17 protein-coding genes are annotated in these 21,264 nt (G+C 67.8%); 7 read left to right on the top strand and 10 right to left on the bottom strand.

What is annotated here, in order from left to right; translation table 11 throughout:
* Positions 1-119: 119 nt before the first annotated feature.
* From AB0P21_RS33950 to AB0P21_RS33930, 5 genes are all read right to left on the bottom strand, one after another.
* Entirely contained in the window at positions 120-1,667 is a 1,548-nt protein-coding gene (locus AB0P21_RS33950; protein ID WP_363702161.1) for a hypothetical protein, read from the bottom strand.
* Between the two features lie 295 nt (positions 1,668-1,962).
* The gene (locus tag AB0P21_RS33945; protein WP_363702159.1) at positions 1,963-2,868 is read right to left on the bottom strand and encodes a carbohydrate ABC transporter permease; all 906 of its coding nucleotides are present in this window, start codon (positions 2,866-2,868) and stop codon (positions 1,963-1,965) included.
* Positions 2,865-3,764, bottom strand: a complete 900-nt coding sequence (locus AB0P21_RS33940; protein WP_363702157.1) for a sugar ABC transporter permease — start codon at positions 3,762-3,764, stop codon at positions 2,865-2,867. The genes AB0P21_RS33945 and AB0P21_RS33940 overlap by 4 nt, the downstream gene beginning before the upstream one ends.
* A gap of 52 nt (positions 3,765-3,816) precedes the next feature.
* On the bottom strand, positions 3,817-5,055 hold the full coding sequence (locus AB0P21_RS33935; RefSeq protein ID WP_363702155.1) for an ABC transporter substrate-binding protein: 1,239 nt from the start codon (positions 5,053-5,055) through the stop codon (positions 3,817-3,819).
* A gap of 237 nt (positions 5,056-5,292) precedes the next feature.
* Positions 5,293-6,324 (bottom strand): zinc-dependent alcohol dehydrogenase family protein, encoded by a 1,032-nt coding sequence (locus tag AB0P21_RS33930; protein ID WP_363702153.1) that lies wholly within the window; start codon positions 6,322-6,324, stop codon positions 5,293-5,295.
* Positions 6,325-6,469: 145 nt separating this feature from the next.
* Here AB0P21_RS33930 and AB0P21_RS33925 point away from each other — a divergent pair, with 145 nt between their 5' ends.
* Positions 6,470-9,871 (top strand): glycosyl hydrolase, encoded by a 3,402-nt coding sequence (locus AB0P21_RS33925; protein WP_363702151.1) that lies wholly within the window; start codon positions 6,470-6,472, stop codon positions 9,869-9,871.
* Between the two features lie 211 nt (positions 9,872-10,082).
* Here AB0P21_RS33925 and AB0P21_RS33920 read toward each other — a convergent pair whose 3' ends face one another.
* The 3 genes from AB0P21_RS33920 to paaN are packed head-to-tail and all read right to left on the bottom strand — an operon-like array spanning position 10,083 to position 13,643.
* Positions 10,083-10,601 (bottom strand): flavin reductase family protein, encoded by a 519-nt coding sequence (locus tag AB0P21_RS33920; RefSeq protein ID WP_363702149.1) that lies wholly within the window; start codon positions 10,599-10,601, stop codon positions 10,083-10,085.
* The gene (locus tag AB0P21_RS33915; protein WP_363702147.1) at positions 10,598-11,980 is read right to left on the bottom strand and encodes a serine hydrolase domain-containing protein; all 1,383 of its coding nucleotides are present in this window, start codon (positions 11,978-11,980) and stop codon (positions 10,598-10,600) included. The genes AB0P21_RS33920 and AB0P21_RS33915 overlap by 4 nt, the downstream gene beginning before the upstream one ends.
* Positions 11,973-13,643 carry a phenylacetic acid degradation protein PaaN gene (gene paaN, locus AB0P21_RS33910; RefSeq protein ID WP_363702144.1) on the bottom strand — a complete coding sequence of 557 codons (1,671 nt, stop codon included), beginning with the start codon at positions 13,641-13,643 and terminating at the stop codon, positions 11,973-11,975. The genes AB0P21_RS33915 and paaN overlap by 8 nt, the downstream gene beginning before the upstream one ends.
* Before the next feature lie 49 nt (positions 13,644-13,692).
* Here paaN and paaI point away from each other — a divergent pair, with 49 nt between their 5' ends.
* From paaI to paaK, 3 genes are read left to right on the top strand one after another with little or no spacing between them, the layout of a single operon-like run.
* Entirely contained in the window at positions 13,693-14,118 is a 426-nt protein-coding gene (gene paaI / locus AB0P21_RS33905) for a hydroxyphenylacetyl-CoA thioesterase PaaI (protein WP_363702142.1), read from the top strand.
* A complete protein-coding gene (gene pcaF / locus AB0P21_RS33900) occupies positions 14,115-15,320 on the top strand; it encodes a 3-oxoadipyl-CoA thiolase (protein ID WP_363702140.1) in 1,206 nt (401 codons plus the stop codon). Before paaI ends, pcaF begins: the two co-directional genes overlap by 4 nt.
* Before the next feature lie 12 nt (positions 15,321-15,332).
* Positions 15,333-16,658, top strand: a complete 1,326-nt coding sequence (gene paaK, locus AB0P21_RS33895; protein ID WP_363702138.1) for a phenylacetate--CoA ligase PaaK — start codon at positions 15,333-15,335, stop codon at positions 16,656-16,658.
* Positions 16,659-16,694: 36 nt separating this feature from the next.
* On the opposite strand, the gene AB0P21_RS33890 is transcribed toward paaK, so the two are convergent.
* Positions 16,695-17,336 carry a TetR/AcrR family transcriptional regulator gene (locus AB0P21_RS33890; protein ID WP_363702136.1) on the bottom strand — a complete coding sequence of 214 codons (642 nt, stop codon included), beginning with the start codon at positions 17,334-17,336 and terminating at the stop codon, positions 16,695-16,697.
* A 114-nt stretch (positions 17,337-17,450) separates the two neighbouring features.
* Between AB0P21_RS33890 and AB0P21_RS33885 the strand changes: the two genes are divergently transcribed.
* The 3 genes from AB0P21_RS33885 (at position 17,451) to AB0P21_RS33875 (ending at position 20,509) form a co-directional block, all read left to right on the top strand.
* Positions 17,451-18,254, top strand: coding sequence for a glucose 1-dehydrogenase (locus AB0P21_RS33885; RefSeq protein WP_363702134.1), 804 nt, complete (start codon positions 17,451-17,453; stop codon positions 18,252-18,254).
* Between the two features lie 167 nt (positions 18,255-18,421).
* A complete protein-coding gene (locus tag AB0P21_RS33880) occupies positions 18,422-19,954 on the top strand; it encodes an AMP-binding protein (RefSeq protein ID WP_363702132.1) in 1,533 nt (510 codons plus the stop codon).
* A gap of 33 nt (positions 19,955-19,987) precedes the next feature.
* Complete coding sequence (locus tag AB0P21_RS33875) at positions 19,988-20,509, top strand: DinB family protein (protein ID WP_363702130.1); 522 nt, start codon at positions 19,988-19,990, stop codon at positions 20,507-20,509.
* A gap of 15 nt (positions 20,510-20,524) precedes the next feature.
* Here the strand turns inward: AB0P21_RS33875 and AB0P21_RS33870 are convergent, their stop codons facing one another.
* Entirely contained in the window at positions 20,525-21,169 is a 645-nt protein-coding gene (locus AB0P21_RS33870; protein WP_363702128.1) for an NYN domain-containing protein, read from the bottom strand.
* Positions 21,170-21,264 lie beyond the last annotated feature (95 nt).

Here is a 21,264-nt window from a genome sequence, read left to right as displayed (position 1 = left end):
GCTCTTGCTCTTGCTCTTGCTCTTGCTCTTGCTCTTGCTCTTGCTCTTGCTCTTGCTCTTGCTCTTGCTCTTGCTCTTGCTCTTGCTCTTGCTCTTGCTCTTGTACTTGGCTCTTGCTCTTACCGCGGCAGGATCAGGGTGTCTGTCAGCAGCTTCGCGGTCTTGCGGAGAGTTGGTGCCGACGACGAAAGCTCCGCGGCCAGCCCGAGAGGTGTGAGCGGCTCGCCTGGACCCACCAGGCGGTGCCGGTGGGCGAGTAGCCAGACGATGGCTCGAGGCCACGTCGAGAGGCGCGCCTTGGTGAGCAGATCCGGAGCATCTCGGACCAAGCTGTCGGCGATGCTGAAAGCTTCCGCGGCGTAGTGGGTGCCGAGGGTCTCCCCGGCCAGGAGCCACGCATGCGGGGCGAGCACCGACAGCGTCGCGGCTTGGGACTTGTCGAGGCCTCGGAGGTCGGGGCGTGGGGGTGAGCCGAGGCCGGCCAAGGTGCGGTAGGCCTCTTCTAGATCGTCGCTGGTGTCGTCGAGGAAGACACGTTCGCCGGACTTCGCGCCGATCGGCTCGGCCAACGCGGCCGCTTCCAAAGCGGGCTTCCAGACGTCGACGGCGTCGATTGCCTCTTCGATCGCGTCCAGGTCCAGCGAAGTGCGCTCGCCGGCAAAGGACAGCCAGGCCTTGATCACCAGCGGTACGCCGGCGAAGTAGGTGCTGTCGGCAAGCACCTTGCGAGGCAACCAGTAGGACAGGAACAACTCAACCAGTACTGCGGAAACGCGCAGCGGCCCACCGACCGTCCGATCGACGGCGTGGTCGATCCACAACCGCGCGACATCGGCCGCATCGTCGGGCAGACCCACCGCGTACGACGAATCGAGGAACTCCTCCACCAACTGGTCGCGTTGCCGGCCCGACAACTGCGCCCGGACAGGCGGTCTCACCGGGCGCTCCGGCAACTGGGTCAGCCGGTTCACCAGCAACCCGGAGAAGAACTCGAAGTCCTCCGTCACCGGTGGGTCGTCGTGGTCATGTGTCTCGCCCAGCGCCTGCAGGATGATCCCCGCAGCCGTCGCCGGACGCACAGTCCGCACGGTCACCCGTCCACCGCGCTGATAAGCCTCGACCACCCGATCCACCGGCGGACCGACGAAGACGTCCTTGGCGATCGCGCCGAGATTGTTGTCCACGAACACGACCACCGTGTGCGGATGCTGCTCGTCGTCGTAGTCGAGCACCACGCTCAGCCCGTCGCCGGTGACGTCCTCCGACACGATCGCGCTGGTCAGCCGGAAGCTCGCGATCCGGGCCACCCAGTCCGGTACGTCGTACTGCGTCCGCCCCCGCGACAGATGCGCGCGTTGCAGCGGCAACCGCCCCGCGCGGCCTACCGTCCGGGCCAGACTCGTCAACAACACAAAGGAATCCGGGTCGCGCCGCTCCCCCAGCACCCGAGCCGCATCGGCCCAGAAGAACCGCTCGATCTCACCGATCTCGTCGGGCTGACCGGCCGGCCACAACTGGTCGGCGAGCAGCGCCGCGGAGCGCGCGACCGATGCCTCGGCGATCACCGGGTGCAAGGCCGGTGGCGCGGCGGCCAGGTCGAGCAGCAGGGTCTCCTGCAGTGTGTCCAGCACTGCGACACTCGGCGTGGTGTCGAGGTCTGTCCCCACGACACCCGCCGGCGGATGCCCTGGGGTAGGGCCCGGACTGGAGCCGACCAACCGTAGGTGGCTACCGCGTCCGTCCCGACCTCGTGACTTGGTCACTCTGGCGAGATTACCGCCGACCGGTACTTCGCCGCAGGGCGGTGCGCGCGTCCTGTGGACAGAGGCCTCGACACGCCGTCAGTCAACGCTGACGGCCCGTGGTTCCAGTACCGAAGTACCGGATCCACGGGCCGCAGGTTTCAGACAGTGAACAGCAAACAGAAAGGGAAGGAAGGAAAGAAGGAGTGGCGGACGGCGACTAGCCCTTCAGAGCGCCCGCCATCAGACCGCCGATGAACCAGCGGCCGAGCAGGATGTAGACCAGCAGCGTCGGGAACGACGTGATCAGCGCGCCGGCCATGCTGGCCGCGTAGTCGACCTTCTGGCCGCCGGCCAGCGCCGCCAGCCCGAGGGTGACCGGGCCGTTGTTCTGCTGGGTCAGGAACAGCGCGAACAGGAAGTCGTTCCAGACCGAGGTGAACTGCCAGATCAGCGTCACCACGAAACCGGAGATCGAGACCGGCAGGATGATCCGGACGTAGGTCTGGATCAGCCCCGCGCCGTCCACCCGGGCCGACTCGATGATCTCGGTCGGGATCACGGTGGCGTAGTAGTTGCGGAAGATCAGCGTGCAGATCGGGATGCCGTAGATGACGTGCGTGATCAGCAGCGTCGGGATCCCCCGGGTGACGTCCAGGTCCTGGTAGGTCTGCCGCAGCGGCAGCATCACGGCCTGGTACGGGATGAACATGCCGAACAGGATGAACGCGAACACCAGGTTCGCGCCGGGGAAGCGCCAGCGGGCCAGTACGAACCCGTTCGCGGAGCCGATCAGCGACGCGATGATCGCGGCTGGGACCGCCAGCGAGAGCGAGCGGACCATGTACGGCTGCAGGACGTCCCAGGCCTTCTTCCACGGCTCGATCGTCCAGGTCTCCGGCAGCGACCACTGCGCGGCGGCAGTGGTGTCGGCAGAGGTCTTGAAGCTGGTGATGATCACGACGTACACCGGCGTCAGCACGAAGAGCAGGAAGAACAGCAGGAAGACGTAGCGAACGGTCCTGCTCCTGCGGGTCGAGCCGTCGGCGATCGTACTGCGCTGCGGCTTCTTGCTGATCGCCGCGGCGGCCTTGCCGGTTGCGGCCGAGGCATCCACGACGGTCATTCTTCGGTCTCCTGCCGGACGGTGTAGGCCACATAGGGAATGACGAGTACTGCGACGACGGCGAGCAGCACGATCGCGATCGCGGCCGCCTTCGCCATGTCGCTGCGCAGCAGGGTGTTCCACATGTAGACCGACGGCACCTCGGTGCGGAACTGGTTCGGCCCGGTGATCGCGTAGATCAGGTCGAACAGCTTCAGCGACATGTGGCCCAGGATGATCAGCGCCGACAGCGCGATCGGCGACAGCTGCGGGAACAGCACGTACCGGTAGAGCTTGAACTCACTGGCGCCGTCCACCCGGGCCGCCTCGCGCAGCTCGCCCGGGATGCCCCGGAAGCCGGCCAGGAACAGCGCCATGATGTAGCCGGACAGCTGCCAGACCGCTGGTAACGCGATGGACGCCATCGTGGTCCATCTGTTCCCGGCGGTCCACCAGGGATTCTCCAGGAAGTTCAGGTGCAGGATGTCGAACAGCCGGTTCAGGCCGCGCGCGTCCTCGCCCTGCGAGGGGTTCAGCAGCCAGCCCCAGACGACCCCCGAGGCGATCATCGAGATCGCCATCGGGAACAGGAAGATCGACCGGAACAGGCCCTCGCCGGTGACCCCCTTCTCCAGCAGCAGGGCCCAGAGCAGGCCGAAGATCAGCGTGCCCACGATGAAGGCCACCGTGAGCACGCCGAGGTTCTTCAGCGAGTTGAGGAACCGGTCCTCACCGAACAGGTTGGCGTAGTTCTCGAACCCGACATGGTGCGTCGGGACCGGGCGGGCGTTGTGCTTGTCCGTCAACGACGTGTTGAAGGTCCAGGCGATCAACCCGTAGACGAAGTACCCGAGCAACAGCACCGTGGGCAGCAGCACCAGCGCCCCTGGCCCCCAGGTGCGGATTCTTCCGTGCATGACTCAGGACTCCCGGTCGAGATCAGTCAAGGTCGGTGAGGACACCGATCGATCAGTTCGGCTTGGCCGCGTTGACGAGCGACTTCTGCAACGTCGCGACGTCCAGACCACTGCTGAACTGGCCCATCGCCGACAGGATGCTGTCGTTCTGGCCCAGCGTGCAGGCAGCGCCGTGGGCGCAGGACGGAACGATCTTGTTGGACTTCCAGTCGGCCATCGCGGCCTGCTGGTACTTCGGGTAGTCCGTGGCGACCGCGTCCGAACGGGCCGGGATCGAGCCCTTCTTGGTGTTGAAGGCCTTCTGGCCCTCGGCGCTGCCGACGGTCTTCAGCCAGCACTTCGCGCCTTCGGGGTCCTGACCACCGGTCGGCAGCGTGAAGGAGTCGGCCAGGTACTGGAAGTTCCCCGCCGTTCCCGGCGCCGGCCAGTAGGTGTACGCCGTGTCCGGCACCTTGTCGGCGAGCTGCTGCGCGGCGACCCAGTCACCCATCAGCGTGTAGGCCGACTGGCCCTTGTTGACGTACTGCAGCGCGTCCGGCCAGTCGATCGCCTCGCGGTCGGCGTTGCTGAAGGTCAGCACCTTCTTGAACTTCTCCAGCGCGGCGGTGACGTCGGCGCCGGCCATGTCGGTCTTGCCGTTCCACAGCCCGGTGAACTTGTCCGGACCGAGCTCGGCGAGCAGCACGACCTCCATCACCATTTCCTCGGCGAAGCCCTTGGAGGTGGCCAGCGGAGCCTTGACCCCGGCCGCCTTCAGCTTCTCCATGTCGGCGATCCAGGCGTCGACCGAGGCCGGTGCCTTGGTGGCGTCGATGTTGGCCTTCTTCAGCACGGCGGGGCTGGCCCAGACGACGTTGGCGCGGTGCACGTTGGCCGGCACCGAGTAGATCTTGCCGTCGATGGTCAGGTTGTCCACCAGGCTCTGCGGGAAAGCCTTGTCCAGACCGAACTCCTTGTACAGGTCGCTGACGTCGTCGACCTGGGCGTTCTTGATGTAGTCGCCCAGCTCGGCGCCGGCGTGCGCCTGGAACGTCGACGGCGGCTTCTTGGCCTGCAGGTCGTTCGCCAGCACCTGCTTGGCGTTCGACCCGGCGCCACCGGCGACCGCGGAGTTGACGAACTTGTAGTCCTTGCACTCGGTGTTGAACACCGAGACCAGACCGTCGAGACCGGCCTTCTCACCACCGTCGGCCCACCAGGTGAAGACGGTCACGTCCTTGTTGGCAGCAGCGTCCCCACCACTGCCGGAGTCGTCACTGTTTCCGCAGGCACTGACCGCGAGAAGACCCACGGCACCCACCACCGCGAAGGCCTTGCTCCAACCACCACGCATTTTTCACTCTCCGATCAGCTCATGGAGCTGTCTGACAACGAATGCCCCCTTGACGGCCCAACTCTGGGCCGGGGCCGGTCGGGTGTCAACGTTCCGCGCAAGCGCGTTGCTCAGACGTGATCCCTGGCGCACAGCTGCATTGAGAGCGCGTACATACCGCTCTTGTAAGGCCACTATGCGCACTGGTACTGCGCACTACGGCCGGAGCAGGACCTTGATCGCGCGCCGTTCGTGCATCGCTTTGTAGCCCTCGGCCACCTCGCTCAGCGGCAGCTCGGCATCGAAGACCAGCCCCGGATTGATCGCTCCCGACAGTACGTCCGCCATCAGTTCGGGCAGATACTGGCGCGCCGGAGCGACCCCGCCGGCCAGCCCGATGTTGCGCCCGAACATCTTCCGGACCGGTACCTCGACCCCGTGCGGCACGCCGACGAAGCCGACCGTCGCGCCGGGCCTGGCCACGTCGAAGGCGGTCTTGAACGACTGGTCGGTGCCGACGCACTCCAGTACGGCGTCCGCTCCGACGCCGTCGGTGAGCTCCAGGACCGCCGCCTTGGCCTCGTCCCCACGCTCGGCGATGATGTGCGTCGCCCCGAACTCGCGGGCGATCTTCTGCCGCGACTCGTGCCGGGAAAGCGCAATCACCCGCTCGGCACCCATCCGGGAAGCAGCAAGTACTCCGCACAGGCCGACCGCCCCGTCGCCGACCACCACGACCGTGTCGCCGGCCTTGACCCGGGCCGACAGGGCCGCGTGCCAGCCCGTTCCCATCACGTCGGACAACGTGAGCAGCGAGGGGACCAGTGCGTCATCTGGTACGCCGGGAGTCGCGACCAAGGTGCCGTCGGCCCACGGCACCTTCGCGTACTCGCCCTGACCGCCGTCGGCGTCCTTGCTGCCGATCCCGACGATGTTCTGGCAGACCGACTGGAGACCCGCCAGACAGTTCGGGCAGGTGCCGTCACTGGCCACGAACGGGGTGACAACGAAGTCACCGGGACGCACCGAACGGACCTCGGAACCGACCTCCTGGACGATCCCGACGTACTCGTGCCCGATCCGGCTGCCGGGGGTGATCTTGTTCTCCCCACGGTACGGCCACAGGTCGGATCCGCAGATGCACCCGGCGACGATCTTGATCACCGCGTCGGTCGGCTTGGTGATCACCGGGTCCGGGACCTCGCTCAGCCGGACGTCGAACGGCGCGTGGATGGTGGTAGCTCGCATGTCCTCACTTAAGCACGACCCGGCGGGAACCTGCCCGCGGGCCTGCGGGCAGGCTGGCGTGCGGCATCGGCCGGCCTGCGGCATCGCTGGCCGGAACCGGTCGTCTTCATTGCCCCTGCTCCGGCCGACGGCCCACGATCCTCGGATGGACTCCGGTGAGCACTCCGCCCCTGCCTTTCCCGGCCTGCTGACGACGTCCGGCAGCCTGCCGCTGACGAGGCGAGCCGTGCTGGCGATCGCCGCGGCCACTGCCGCCGCCGCGTCACTCCCAGCGCTCAACGCCGAAGCAACCGTGGCCTCCGGGGTCACTGAAGCCGCCGACGCCGGAGCCGGAGAGCTGAGCCAACTGCCCCGCACCTTCGACCCGGCGGCGTTCCTCCGTCCACCGGCCGACAGCCGCCCAACCGTCCTCTGGTTCTGGAACGGCCCGGTGACGAAGACCCTGGTCGACACCCAACTCGCCGACCTCCGCAGCCAGGGCGTCCTCGAGGTGCTGGTCTTCCCGTTCGAGACCGATGCCCTCCGCCCGGTGTTCTTCAGCGAGGAGTGGTTCGCGCTGATCGAGTACACCTTGCGCGAGGCCGAGCGGCACGGCATGCACGTCTGGCTGTTCAACGACGATTACTTCCCCAGCGGCCGGGCCGGCGGGTTCGTGGTGAAGGGCGGCCAGGTCGGCGATCGGGTCTACCCGCCGCGCCCGGAGCTGCGCTTGCACGGCATCGTCCGCGGCCGCGCGACGGTCGCCGGCGGCGTACCGGTCAAGCTGGACGAACTGAGTCGCGGGCTGGAGGTCCGGGACGGCCGGCTCGTGGTCGATGCGAGCACCCGGGACGGCATCACCTTGCTGCGCGCGGGCGCTGATTGGCAGGACTACGACGTCGCGGCGAGAGTCCGGATCGATCGAGCCACCGCGGGGCTGATGTTCCGCAGTACCGATGAATCCAACGGCTATCTGGCCGACCTCCGTACCGACGGCGGGCTCGACATCTGGCGTCAGTCCGGCGGCGCCTTCAACCTCCTGAGCAGCGGGAATCCCTCACCAGGCTTCGATTCTGCCGCCTATCACGACGTGCAGATCCAGCTGCGTGGCGACCGGATCAACGCTTCGGTCGACGGCGTCGCCCGGGCCGAGGTCGTGGACGGGAGCTGGCCGCGCGGGCGGATCGGAGTACGGGCGACGGCGACGCAGGCGTCCAGCTGGGACCGGCTGACGGTGACAGGCCGGTACGACGAAGACTTCAGTGCAGCAACAGCGTTGGACGCCTTCGACCTGCCCACCGGCTTTCCCGGTCCACTGGTCGCGGTCGCGGCTCGGCCCGCTGGTTCGCAGGACGTCTCGGCGATCCGCGACCTCACCGCGATCGCCCAGGCAGGCGATGCCTGGCAGGCACCGGCTGGTCAGTGGGACGTCGACATCTTCACCAGCAAGGCGCTGATCCAGGACGGCAACTCCCTGCGGTACTACCTCGACCTGCTCGACGACGAGGCGGTCCGGCTGTTCCTCGACATCATTCCGGGCGAGTACGTACGGCGCTTCCCCTGGGCCGCTGGCCACGTACTCCGCGGCTTCGCCGACGACGAACCGCTCCTCGCCTCGGCCTCCGCTCACTTCCGCACGATCCCCTGGTCGGCTTCACTCACGGGCGAACTGAGCCGACTCGGCACCAACCCGGCCGTCGCTCTGACCGCAGTCCACAACGACCTCGGTACTGCGGGTCAGCGGCTGAGCGGAGTCTTCTGGCGAGCCGTTTCCAACCGCTACTCGGCGGCGTACTACAAGCAGCAGGGGCAGTGGATGGAGAAGCGGGGCATTGCTTTCATCTCCAACCCGTTGTGGGACGAGTACGGCCCGGCCGAGCAGGTGAAGAGCAGCGGCAATCTGAACAGCACCCATCAATGGGCGCAGATTCCCGGGACGGATCTGATCTTCGATCACTACCAGCGTGGCTACTACCGCACCTTGTCCCGCTGGGCGGCCTCGGCGGCTCACCAGGTCGGCAAGGAGCGGGTGTACCTCGAGGCGATGGGCGGCGCCGGGTGGGCGATCACCCCGAGCCAGGTCCGGGAGGCGATCGGGTCCTTCGCGGTGCGTGGGGTGAACCAGACTTTGCTGCACGCGATGTTCAGCGAAGAGGCCAACATCGTCTATCCGCCGCCGTTCCAGCGGGTCAATCCTTGGTGGGGTGTGTCCGCGCCGTTGAACGACTGGATCGGGCGGGTGATGGAGGCGGGGCGCGCGGAGGGCGCGGCGCAGACCGGGCTGCTCCAGCCTCAGCGTGCTGCCGAGCAGGTGCAGGGCAGTGCTGAGGCGCAGTCTCTTGACGACGCGTTCGTCGCTGCCGTGCATGCGTTGGAGGATCGTCAGGTTGACTTCGACCTCGTGGATGAAGGGGCCTTGAGCAACGATCCGGCGTTGATCGCGCATGCTCGGGCGCGGAACGGTGCGCTGGTTGTTGGGCGGCAGCGGTACCAGGCGATGGTGGTGCCCGCTTCTCCAGTGATCGCGCTCGGGACTGTCCGGACGCTGACGACGTTGGTGCGGCAGGGTGGGTTGGTTGTGGTGGTTGGTGAGCCGGCGAAGCGCGAGTCAGGCGGGGCAGACGCGGCGTTGGCTGCAGCGTGGGCGGAGTTGCTGGGGGTTGGTGGGCGTGGTGTGCGGGTTGGCACTGTGGCTGAGGCGGCCGCGGCGGTTGCTGCAGATGGGCGGGCTGCTGTGACTCTCACCCCGGCTGTCCCGGAGGTGCGGGCGTTGCGGGTCAGACGCAGTGATGAGAGCGCGTTTCTGGTGGTGAATGAGCGGGCTGAGGTTGTCCGCGTTGGTGCGAGTTTTCCGGAGACCGGGGTGCCGGAGGTGTGGGATGCCGACACCGGGACGGTGAGTGGCGCTGGGGTTTGGCGGCAGGTGGGGAAGCGGACGGAGATTCCGTTGGTGCTGGAGCCCAAGGCGATGGTGCTGGTGGTTTTCAAGCAGGGAACGGCGCTTCCGCATGCTGTCGCGTCTTCGGCGCCGGTGGAGGGTGTTGAGTTCAACGGGAGTTCTCGGCGGGCGACCGTGCGGGTGGTCGGCCCGGGGCCTGTCAGTGTGAGTGCGATCGACGGGCGCAAGGTCTTCAGTGGGTCGGTCACTGTGGCGGATCCGTTGACTCCGGTTGCGATCGGCGGTGAGTGGGACTTCCATTTCGATCGCGCGGGGGCTGAGACGACTCGGCGGCTGCTGGGGTCCTGGACGGGGATCGAGGCTGGCTTCTCCGGGGCTGGGGTCTACGAGAAGGAGTTCACGGTCGATCCGGCTGGGCATGGTTGGACGCTGGACCTCGGTGATGTCCGCGAGGTGGCGGAGGTGACGATCAACGGCACTGCTTTGCCGGCCCGGCTGTGGGCGCCGTACAGGGTCGACGTCACGCCCGTACTCCGTGCCGGGGCTAACAGCATTGTGGTGAGGGTGACGAACACGGGCGCCAACAGCCGCGGCCAGGCGCTGCCGTCCGGGCTGCTGGGGCCGGTCGTACTACGCCCGTACCTGAGGCTGCAGGTCGAGTTGCGCTAGAGGTCGGGTAGCCAGCTAACAAGCTGCCAGCAAGCCACGGCCACCGGAGCCAGTCGCCCGCATGAACCTGACTACCGCGCGGAGCAGCCCGTCACCGCAACAGGCTGACGACCCCGTCAGTGCTGTCACGGCAGCGGGACGAGCGACGAAGGAGCGAGGGAGCTGGGGGGTGGGGAGCAGGCGACGAAGGAGCCGGCGCGGGCGTCTGCAGTTAAAACGTCGTGTAACGGCCACGGCGATGGACCAGGGCAGGCAACTCATCCGCTCCAAGCTCCACCTGCACGATCTCCAACTGCACCTGCAGAGCCCAGCCGACTTCAGGCGGATCCACCGACACCAACCGACACCCAGCCCAAGTGCTCACCCCAACCGGCGCCGGACCCCACTCAGTCTCGCTCCACTCCATCATCCGGAACGGCCCGCCCGGCGCCGGCGCGACGTACCCGAAGGCGTCGGCGAGTTGCTGGTGCGGGCCGCCGAGCAGACTGACCACCGCGGTCCTTGCCTTGCGCAACGTTTCCCAGAGGTCCGAGTCCGGGTCGATCAACCCGACCACGTAGCCGGGCTCGCCGTCCGCGACCAGCATCGACGAAACGGTCAGCCCGGCCCGCTTGCCCTCGTACTGCGTCGTCCACAATCCGACCGGCGACGGCAACCGGCCGCGGAACCGCCGGACCGGGCTCCGCTCCGACTCAGGTGGCAGGAACGGATGATCCCCGTGGATGGTCATGCCTCAAAGCTACTCACCCGCACTCGGTCCGGAAGGGTGAAGGTGTCGATCGGGTGCGACAGCCCGCTGGAACCCCGGACCGACTCCACCTCGCCGTCGGCCCCGAAGACGAACCGGTAGGTCTCGCCGAAGGCGCCGTACCCGGAGCCGCCGGTGATCCGCAGGGCGTCGCCGTCCGGCTCGAGGCTGGTCGGCTCGGCTGCCGGATCGGAGGAGGTCGGGTCGATCGCGTAGAGCCGTCCACCGAGCTGAACGATGTCCATCACACCCCACAGGTTCGCGTAGCGACCGGTGAAGCGCTCCAGGCCTTCGGTCGACTCACGCGGCTTCGACTCGGCCAGGTCGAGCAGCTTGAACGCGGCCTCGGTGAGCTGCCGCGCCGGGCCGTCGATCGCGTTCGTCAGCACGGTGACCACCAGCCGGCGCTCGGCATCGACCATCGACAAGGTGATGTGCCCCGGATAACCGCCGCTGTGCCCGAACAACTCCGTCTCGCCGATCTTCCAGAGCTGCAGGCCCAGCCCGTACTTCGGCCACTCGGCGTCCGTCGTCTTCCACCAGGGGTGTTGCATCAGCCGCTTCGACCCGTCGGTCAGCAACCGGTCGTCGCCCGGCAGATGCGCCGACCAGTAGGTCACCACGTCGCTCGCGGTGCCGAAGAAGCCGGTCGCCGAGGCCAAGGCTCCGGTGTCGATGTGGTCGATCGGCACCCGCTGGTCGGCGTACGAGAGAGAGCTGTAGCCGACCGCGTACTCGGCGGTCCGGACCGGATCCAGCTCGGGACCGAGGTTGGCCAGGCCGAGCTTCTCGACGATCCCGGTCCGCACGAAGTCGTTGTACGACGTACCGGAGACTGCCTCGACGATCAGCCCGAGCAGGCCGTAGCCGATGTTGGAGTACTTGAACCGGTCGTTGTCCTCCAGCACCGCCGAGTCCGGCTCCTTGAGCACGTCGATCAGCAGCTCACGGTCGGGGAAGGCGAGTCCGAGCTGCCAGAAGTCGGCCGTTTGACTGTCCCGGGTGACCCCGCCGGCGTGGCTGAGCAGGTCGCGGACGGTGCGCTCGCCCAGCGTCGTGCCGACGATCTCGGTGACGTGCATCGCGGCCTTGTCGTCCAGCCGCAGCTTGCCCTGCTCGGCCAGCTGCAGGACCGCGGTCGCGGTGAACGTCTTGGAGTGCGACGCGATCCGGAACAGGTGCTGTTCGGTCAGCGCGGCGCCCTGCTCGACGTCGGCCTGCCCGTACGCCGCGGAGAACGCGATCGCGTCCTCCGCGAACACGGCGGCCTGGACCCCGGGAACCCGTTGGTAGCGCTGGTTGAAGGCCAGCCAGCTGTCGTAGTACGCGAATACTTCCTGCAGATTCTCGGCGTCAGGCATGACGCCTAGACTGAATGACGCGGAAGCGACTCGCAACGTATGCGCCGTCGGTGTACGTGGCGTTCGCGGCCGGGTTCGCTCCGGTGCCGTGGAAATCGCTGAACGCGGCCGACTGGTTCACGAACACCTGGCCGGTCAGGTTCTCCGACAACGCGACGCCGACGTCGAGGGCGGCATCCCGCACCTCGTCCAGCACTGCCTCGTCGATCGAGTAGACGCCGGCCGTCATCGCGCCGCCCGCGGCGACCGTCTTGCGGAACAGCTCGATCGACTCCGCGGTGCCGCTGGTGCGGACCAGGAAGGAGACCGGGCCGAAGCACTCGCGGCCGAAAACGTCCTCGCTCTTCGCGTCGACGGCGAGCAGCAGCGGCGTCCGGACCACGGCATCGGCGTACGCCGGGTGCTGGATCGCGCGCGACTCCAGCACCACCTCGCCGTACTCCGGGACCAGCTCGAGCCGGCTGACCACGGCCTCGTTCACGATCCCGCCGAGCAGCTCGACCGCGCGGGCGTCGTCGCCGAGCAGTTTGCTGATCGAGTTCGCCAGGCCGGCGCCGACCTCGTCGAAGGACTTGTGCCCCTCGTCGGTCTCGATCCCGTCGGCGGGGACGAACAGGTTCTGGGTGGTGGTGCACATCTGGCCGGAGTACAGCGACAGGGTGAAGGCGAGGTTGTTGCAGAGCGCCTTGAACGAGTCGGTCGAGTCGATGATGACCGCGTTCACGCCGGCCTTCTCGGTGAACACCGTCGCCTGGGTCGCGTTGTGCTCCAGCCACTCACCGAACTCGCTGCCGCCGGTGAAGTCGATCAGCTTGACCTCGGGGCGCAGCGCGAGCGGCTTGGCCAGCCCGTCGCCCGGATGCTCGGCGGCCAGGGTGACCAGGTTGGGGTCGTAACCGGCCTCGGCGAGCACCTCGCGGGCCACCTCGACGGTGATCGCGAGCGGCAGTACAGCCAGCGGGTGCGGCTTGACGACGACCGCGTTGCCGGTGACCAGCGAGGCGAACAGGCCTGGCCAGGAGTTCCAGGTCGGGAAGGTGTTGCAGCCGATCACCAGCGCGACGCCGCGGCCGATGACGGTGAAGTTCTTCTCCAGCCGGATCGGGTCGCCCTTGGCGGGCTTCTCCCAGATCGCGGTCGCCGGGTAGCGGCTCATCTCCTCGTACGAGTAGGCGATCGCCTCCAGCGCCCGGTCCAGCGCGTGCGCGCCGCCGGCCTGGAAGGCCATCACGAAGGCCTGACCACTGGTGTGCTGGACCGCGTTGGCCAGCTCGAAGATCCGCTTGTGCAGCCGGTCGAGGATCTCCAGCGTGACGCCGACCCGACCGTCGATCCCGGCCTTGCGCCAGTCCCTCAGACCCTTCTGAGCCGCCTCGAGCAGCTCGTCCAGCCCGGACTCGGTGGTGCGCGGGTACTGGACGTCCAGGGCGACGCCGTACGGCGACTCCTCGGAGCTGACCGTGCCGTTCGCGCCCGGCGTCTCCACCGCGTACGTCGTACCGCGGTGGGCCTCGAACGCCGCCTTGCCGTCCGCGGCCGCCGTCTCGCCGTAGACCCGCGGGCTGGGCGACTCCGGGTAGGCGGAGTAGTAGCCACGGCTGCGGATCGCGCTCAGCGCGCCGTCGAGTCGTTCGCGGTGCGCTGCCAGCCAGTCAGTAGTCATAACGAGGATGTTACAGTCCACGACCAGATCAGGGCTAGAGTGTCACAACATGGGCCAGGAACTAGCCAGTCAGGTCGCCGCCGCGATGTGGGCCGACGACTCCGCCAGCGCCCTGCTCGGGATGCGGCTGGTCTCGGTCACCGAGGGCGCGGCGGTGCTCGAGATGCCGGTCCGCGACGACATGGTGAACGGGCACGGGATCGCGCACGGCGGGTTCATCTTCACGCTGGCCGACTCGGCCTTCGCTTTCGCCTGCAACTCGCGCAACCTGGTGACCGTGGCCCAGGCCTGCGACATCGTCTTCGTCGCGCCCGCCCAGCGCGGCGACCTGCTCACCGCCGAGGCGCGGGAGCGGACGCAGTACGGGAAGAACGGGATCTATGACGTGACGGTCCGGCGGGGCGACGATGTGATCGCCGAGTTCCGCGGCCGCAGCCGTCAGTTGTCCGGAACCATCGTCAAGGAGGACTCATGACCCGCGTGGCCTATCTGGTGGACGGCGTTCGCACCCCGATCGGCCGGTACGGCGGCGCGCTCGCCTCGGTCCGGCCGGACGATCTCGCGGCGCATGCCCTGCGCGCCCTGCTCGCCAGGCACCCGGCCCTCGACCCGGCGACCATCGACGACGTCTTCCTCGGCTGCGCGAACCAGGCCGGCGAGGACAACCGCAACGTGGCCCGGATGGCCTCGCTGCTGGCCGGCCTGCCCGACAGCGTGCCGGGCTCGACCATCAACCGGCTCTGCGGCTCGGGACTCGACGCGGTCGCCGCGGCGGCCCGGTCAATCGTTGCCGGTGACAACGAGATCGTGCTGGCCGGTGGCGTCGAGTCGATGTCACGGGCACCTTTCGTGATGCCCAAGGCAACTTCGGCTTTCTCCCGGCAGGCGGAGATCTTCGACACCACGATCGGCTGGCGGTTCGTCAATCCGGTGCTGAAGAAGCAGTACGGGATCGACTCGATGCCGGAGACCGCCGAGAACGTCGCGGCCGACTTCTCGATCTCCCGCGAGGACCAGGATCTGTTCGCCTTCCACAGCCAGCAGCGCGCGGCCAAGGCTGCTGCCAACGGTCGGCTCGCCGAGGAGATCGTCGCGGTCGAGGTGCCGGGCAAGCGCGGCGCGGTGACCGTCGTCGATATCGACGAGCACCCGCGCGAGACCTCACTGGAAGCCCTTGCCGGGTTGAAGACTCCGTTCCGCGACCCGGGGACGGTCACCGCGGGCAACGCGTCCGGCGTCAACGACGGCGCCGCGGCCCTGCTGGTGATGAGCGGCGAGGCCGTCGAGCGGCTCGGCGTGACTCCGCTGGCCCGGATCGTCGGGACCTCGGCCGCCGGCGTGCCACCGCGGATCATGGGTATCGGCCCGGTCCCGGCGACCCGCAAGGTGCTTGCTCGCGCCCGTGTCGCCTTGTCCGACGTGGGTGTGATCGAACTCAACGAGGCGTTCGCCGCCCAGTCCCTCGCAGTACTGCGTGAGCTCGGCCTGCCCGACGACGCCGAACACGTCAATCCGAACGGCGGCGCCATCGCCCTGGGTCACCCCCTGGGCATGTCCGGCGCGCGTCTCGCCCTCACCGCCGCCCTGGAGCTTCGCCACCGCGAAGCCGGGTACGCGCTGGCCACCATGTGCATCGGAGTCGGCCAGGGCATCGCGACCCTGCTGGCGCGCCCCTGAAAGGTCACCCGCATGACCGAACGTTTTCTTGGTGAAGCTTGTCCTGCCGATTTGCTGGACGACGGCGAGAAGCTGTCCGTCGACGAACTGCGGGCGCGGCAGCTGGCCGGCCTGCAGAAGACCGTGCGCGCGGCGTACGAGAACGTGCCGCACTACCGGGCCGCGCTGGACGGCGTCGGCTTCAAGCCCGACGATCTGCAGGACCTGTCCGACCTGAGCCGGCTGCCCTTCACCGGCAAGCAGGATCTGCGCGACAACTACCCGTTCGGCATGTTCGCGGTACCGCGAGAAGAAGTCGTCCGCGTGCACGCCTCCTCCGGTACGACGGGCCGCCCGACCGTCGTCGGCTACACCCGCGACGACATCGACACCTGGGCCAACCTGATCGCCCGCTCGATCCGTGCTGCCGGCGGCCGCGCGGGTGACGTCTGCCATGTCGCCTACGGGTACGGACTCTTCACCGGTGGGCTGGGCGCGCACTACGGCGCCGAGCGGCTCGGCTGCACCGTCGTCCCCGTCTCCGGCGGGATGACCGAGCGCCAGGTCGACCTGATCCGCGACTTCGGCGCCCGGATCATCATGGTGACGCCGTCGTACTTCCTCTCCATCATCGACGAGATGGTTGCCCGAGGCATGGATCCTCGGGAGACCTCGCTCCGGGTCGGGATCTTCGGCGCCGAGCCGTGGACCGAGCAGATGCGCACCGAGGTGGAGACCAAGACCGGTATGCACGCGGTCGACATCTACGGTCTGTCGGAGGTGATGGGCCCGGGCGTCGCGCAGGAGTGCGTGGAGACCAAGGACGGTCTGCACATCTGGGAGGACCACTTCTACCCCGAGATCATCGACCCGGTCACCGGCGAGGTGCTGCCCGACGGCGAGGTCGGCGAGCTGGTCTTCACCACCCTCACCAAACAAGCCTTCCCGGTACTGCGCTACCGCACCCGCGACCTGACCCGGCTGCTGCCCGGCACCGCCCGCCCCGGCATGCGCCGGATGGAGAAGATCACCGGCCGGACCGACGACATGATGATCGTCCGCGGCGTCAACGTCTTCCCGACCCAGATCGAGGAACAACTCCTGCTGGTCGAGGGCCTCACCCCGCACTACCTCTGCGTCCTCACCCGCCCGAACCGGATGGACGAGCTGACGGTCCAGGTCGAGGCCGCCCCCGACCTCCCGGTCTCGTCCTACGCGACGGCAGCCTCAGCCTTGTCCCGTCGCGTCAAGGACCGAGTGGGCGTGACAGCCGCCGTCGAGGTCCTGCCGCCGCACGCGCTGGAGCGCTCGCTAGGGAAAGCGAAGCGCATCCGCGACGACCGCAGGCGGTCAGGCTGAGGTTAGGGAAAGCGGGGTGGGGAGGGACCGGGGCGCTCAGGGGATGAGGAGCTTGGGGAGCGTGCGCTCGACGCCGTCGCGGAGGTCGTCGAGTGCCTTGGGCTGGTCCGAGAGGTGCCGGAGCAGAGCCTGCTGGAAGAGACCGTCGAAGAGGGCGTAGGCCGTCGACGGCGAGACCGTGATCGGGGTGCCGCTCAGGTCGCCGTACGTCGAGACGATCCGCCAGATCATCAGCTCGAGGGTCTGGTCGATCTCCAGCACGTCCTCGCGGAACGACTCCTCGAACAGCGCCTGGTTGCGCAGGTCGTACCAGAGGCGGTGCATCGTGCCGTCCTCGGCGCAGGTGGTGGCTAGCGCCTGGGCGAAGTCGGTGCGCAACTGGTCGGCGGAGCGGGCGGTGGCCACGATCTGGTCGTAGCGGGTGACGCACTCGGCCTTGTAGAGCTTCACGCAGTACGTGATCAGCTCGACCTTGTCGCGGAAGTAGTAGTGCAGGACACCGTGCGAGAACTCGGAGTTCTGGGCGATCTCGCGCAGGCTGGTGCGGGCGTAGCCGAGCTCGGACAGGGTGCGCAGCGCGGAGGTGGCCAGCTGGGCCCGACGCTCAGCGAACTTGTCCACCTGGCGGCGCGAGATCCGGTCCGTCACCTCGGTCACGGCTGCCTCCTCCAGTGTCATCTCCTGAAAGTTTAACCTGTGCCGGAGATTTTCTTGACAGTTGTCCAAGAAAGTCTTGACGAGTGTCAAAATCCTGGCAACCCTGAGCAGACAGCCGAGCGAAGGGGAGATCGCATGAGCGTGTACGACCTGACCGGACGGAAGGCCCTGGTGACGGGCGGTGCGCAAGGACTGGGCGCCGGCATGGCCCAGGCCCTGGCCGCGGCCGGCGCCTCGGTGGTGATCGCCGACATCGCGGAGGATCTCGGCAAGGAGACCGCGGAGGCACTGAAGGACACCGGCGCCACCGCCGCCTTCGTGCCGCTGGACGTCACCGACGACGCGAACTGGGAGGCGGCGGTCAACGCCACCATCACCGAGCTCGGCGGCCTGGACATCCTGGTGAACAACGCGGGCGTCGAACTGTCCGGTCTGGTGATCGACCTCGACCCGGCCGACGTCCGCCGGATGCTGGAGATCAACGTGCTCGGCACCGCGCTGGGCGTCAAGCACGCGTTCCGCGCGATGCGGCCGGAGGGACCCGCCGGGACTGGTGGCTCGGTGGTCAACATCTCCAGCGTCGCGGCGACGATCCCCTTCCCCGGTATTGCCGGGTACTCCGCGACCAAGTCCGCGGTCGACCGGCTGACCCGGGTGGCGGCGATGGAGGCCGGCAAGCTCGGCTACGGCGTCCGGGTGAACTGTGTGTACCCCGGTCTGGTGCCGACCACGATGGGCATGAAGCTCGCGGCCGACATGGTCACGCTCGGGCTCTGGCCGTCGGCCGAGGCAGCCGTCGGGGACGTCATCGGGCTGACCCCGCTCGGCCGGCTCGGCGAGGTCTCCGACATGGCCGACGCGGTCGTCTTCCTGGCCTCGGACGCGGCCCGGTTCATCACCGGCGCCGGCCTCCCGGTGGACGGCGGGATGGGGATGTGAGGGTCGCCGAACCCGTCGTCCGGGGAGACAGCTCCACCGCCGAAGGACTTCTCCCCGGCATCCTCGTCCGCGAGCCGGTCGTGACCGTCCACCACTGAAGCCAGGTGCGGGGGCGCTCCACTTCACCCCCTGAGAGTTCCCCCGCACCTGTACCACCTGGAGTTCGCGTGAGGCTGTACGACTATCTCGACAAAGGCGCTTCACTCGGCGCCGACGAGCCCTGCCTGACCATGGCCGGTACTTCGCTGAGCTACGGGGAGGTGCAGCAACTGTCGTGGCAGGTCGGCCGTGCACTGCACCGGTCGGCGATCCTGCCAGGCGACAAGGTGGCGATCCTGTCCGCGAACAACCCGATCTCGTTCGCCTGTGTCTTCGGGATCGCCCGGGCCGGCGCCGTCTGGTGCCCGGTGAACCCGCGCAACGAGGCGGCCGAGAACCGCGACCTGCTGGACACCTTCGACTGCTCCGCGCTGATCTTCCAGCGCGCGTTCCTGCCGCTGGTGGAGAAGATCCTGCCCGAGCTGCCCAAGCTGACCACGGTGATCTGCCTGGAAGAATCATTGCCTGGGGCAATCAGCCTGGACGAGTGGCTGGCCGGCGTACCGGCGGATCCGTGGTCGCTGGAGCCACTGGACGACACCGCGATGCTGGTCGGCACCGGCGGCACCACCGGGCGGCCGAAAGGAGTGATGCTGACCGAGCGGAACCTCGAGACGATGTCGGCGATCACGCTGATGAGCTACCCGTTCGACGGACGGCCGGTGTACCTCGCGCTGGCGCCGCTGACCCACGCCGCCGGGGTGCTGTGCTTTCCGGTTCTGACGCTCGGCGGCGAGGTCGTGATCATGCCGGCGCCCGACCTGGACGAGTTCCTGCGGCTGGTCGAGCAGCATCGGGTCACCCATACGTTCCTGCCACCGACGCTGATCTACATGGTGCTCGCGCATCCTTCGCTGGCCGGCACGGACCTCGGTTCCCTGCAGTGCTTCTGGTACGGCGCCGCGCCGATGTCGGCGGCCCGGCTGGAGGAAGCGCTGACCCGGATCGGACCGGTGATGGCGCAGCTGTTCGGGCAGAGCGAGGCGCCGATGATGATCTCGACGATGGCTCCGGCCGACCATTTCCACGCCGACGGGACGCCCGCGATCGAGCGGTTCGCCTCGGCCGGCCGGCCGTCGCCGCTGACCCAGGTGGCGATCATGGCCGACGACGGGCGGCTGCTGGGCACCGGCGAACGCGGCGAGATCGTGGTCCGGGGTTCGCTGGTGATGGCTGGGTACTACAAGAACGACGAGGCGACCGCCGCCGCCTCGCAGTACGGCTGGCACCACACCGGGGACATCGGGTTCCTGGCCGAAGACAACTACCTCTACATAGTGGATCGGGCGAAAGACATGATCATCACGGGCGGATTCAACGTGTACTCGGCAGAGGTCGAGCAGGCGTTGATGACGTATCCGGCGATCCGCGACTGCGCGGTTGTCGGCCTCCCCGACGGCAAGTGGGGCGAGCGGGTCACCGCCGTCCTGCAGCTGCACCCCGGGCTGACGGTGACCGAGTCCGAGGTCCGCAACTACGTGAAGAGCAAGCTCGGCAGCGTGAAGGCGCCCAAGCAGGTGGTGGTCTGGCCCGACCTGCCGCGGTCGAAGGTCGGCAAGGTGCTGAAGAACGAGGTCAAGGCGCGACTGCTAAATGAGTAGGCGTCCGCGGTACTGATGGTTAGGGTGCGGCAGATGACTCCTGTAGCGCGGCCGCCCCTGACCTCCGACGAGCGGACCCAACTGATCGGCTGGCTGGACGTCCAGCGGTCGTTCGTCCGGATGAAGTGCGAAGGCCTGTCGGAGGCCGACGCCCATCGCCAACTGCTGCCGACCTCCCCGCTGATGACGGTGGCGGGCATCGTCGCGCACCTGCGCTGGGTCGAGTACTCCTGGTTCCACCTCAACCTGGCCGGCGTCCCCGACACCGGCCAGACCCCGTGGACCGAGGACGGCCACGTCGACGCCGAGATGTTCGTCGACGACGTGCCGCTGGCCCAGCTGCTCGACGAGTACGACGCCGAGTGCGCCCGCTCGAACGAGATCGTGGCCGGCGTCTCCCTCGACGACGTGGAGAAGGCAGCCGTCGCCGTCCGCCCGGGCGGCGCCGCCTCCACCCGCTACATCCTGTGCCACATGATCGAGGAGACCGCCCGCCACGTCGGCCACCTCGACATCATCCGCGAACTCATCGACGGCCACCGCAGCTACAACTGACAAGGGCGGCGGCGGTCAGAACCACTTCTCCGGTCGCCGACGGCTCTTCTTGCCGACCGGGTCGTAGATCTGCTCCGGCAACTGGGATCGGCGAAGAGCCGTCTCGGAGATGGTGAAGTAGCCGATGTCCACGAACCGCTTGTGCGGTTGGATGCTGCCGGACGGCATCGCCAGAATCACTGGTTGTGCCGGCCGGACACGCTTGATCGCAGCCACCGCCGGCGCGAAGTCGGAGTCCGCACTCACCAGCAAGGTCAGATCGGCGAGACCCGCTGCCACATCCTCGACCATCGCAACGGCCAAGGCGACATCCGTCTCCTTCTCTTCGAAGGATCGCGGTCGCCGAGGGCACTCGCACTGCCAGTGTTCACCACACAGCTTGCACGGAGACAGAGTTCGCCGCTTGAACCAGCCGATCTGTACGTCGAGGATCGTGCCGCAGTGGGAGCGGAGTGCGTCCACGTAGTGGATCTGGTTGGCGGCGGCGGCTGGTTCACCGCGGACGATCGTCGTGAAATAGCGGACCTGGACCACCTCGTCCTCCGGTCGGAGGTAGCTCGCGAGCTTCACCAGGTCGAGCCAGAGGTACTTCCGGCCGTACTTGTTCTTCATGCTGTAGTACAGGTTGAAGCCATCGATATAAGCGGCGACGGTGCCCACGCCTTGATCTCCTGTTCGGGATGTGGCGCACGCGGCGTGGTATTCTGAAGGCCGAATGCCGGTACGCCCGGCTACAACGACCCCCTCTTTCGGGG

It is taken from the genome of Kribbella sp. NPDC056861, assembly GCF_040687575.1.
In the GTDB taxonomy this organism is placed as follows: Bacteria; Actinomycetota; Actinomycetes; order Propionibacteriales; family Kribbellaceae; genus Kribbella.
The sequence above is the reverse complement of the archived record's forward strand: the minus strand, read 5'-3'. Positions and strand labels throughout refer to the sequence as shown.

Coding starts and splice junctions, on each gene's coding strand:
- paaN (WP_363702144.1), bottom strand. CDS start 13,643: ATGACTACTGACTGGCTGGCAGCGCACCGCGAACGACTCGACGGCGCG.
- AB0P21_RS33920 (WP_363702149.1), bottom strand. CDS start 10,601: ATGACCATCCACGGGGATCATCCGTTCCTGCCACCTGAGTCGGAGCGG.
- paaK (WP_363702138.1), top strand. CDS start 15,333: ATGACCGAACGTTTTCTTGGTGAAGCTTGTCCTGCCGATTTGCTGGAC.
- AB0P21_RS33915 (WP_363702147.1), bottom strand. CDS start 11,980: ATGCCTGACGCCGAGAATCTGCAGGAAGTATTCGCGTACTACGACAGC.
- AB0P21_RS33940 (WP_363702157.1), bottom strand. CDS start 3,764: ATGCACGGAAGAATCCGCACCTGGGGGCCAGGGGCGCTGGTGCTGCTG.
- pcaF (WP_363702140.1), top strand. CDS start 14,115: ATGACCCGCGTGGCCTATCTGGTGGACGGCGTTCGCACCCCGATCGGC.
- AB0P21_RS33945 (WP_363702159.1), bottom strand. CDS start 2,868: ATGACCGTCGTGGATGCCTCGGCCGCAACCGGCAAGGCCGCCGCGGCG.
- AB0P21_RS33875 (WP_363702130.1), top strand. CDS start 19,988: ATGACTCCTGTAGCGCGGCCGCCCCTGACCTCCGACGAGCGGACCCAA.
- AB0P21_RS33885 (WP_363702134.1), top strand. CDS start 17,451: ATGAGCGTGTACGACCTGACCGGACGGAAGGCCCTGGTGACGGGCGGT.
- paaI (WP_363702142.1), top strand. CDS start 13,693: ATGGGCCAGGAACTAGCCAGTCAGGTCGCCGCCGCGATGTGGGCCGAC.
- AB0P21_RS33925 (WP_363702151.1), top strand. CDS start 6,470: ATGGACTCCGGTGAGCACTCCGCCCCTGCCTTTCCCGGCCTGCTGACG.
- AB0P21_RS33930 (WP_363702153.1), bottom strand. CDS start 6,324: ATGCGAGCTACCACCATCCACGCGCCGTTCGACGTCCGGCTGAGCGAG.
- AB0P21_RS33890 (WP_363702136.1), bottom strand. CDS start 17,336: ATGACACTGGAGGAGGCAGCCGTGACCGAGGTGACGGACCGGATCTCG.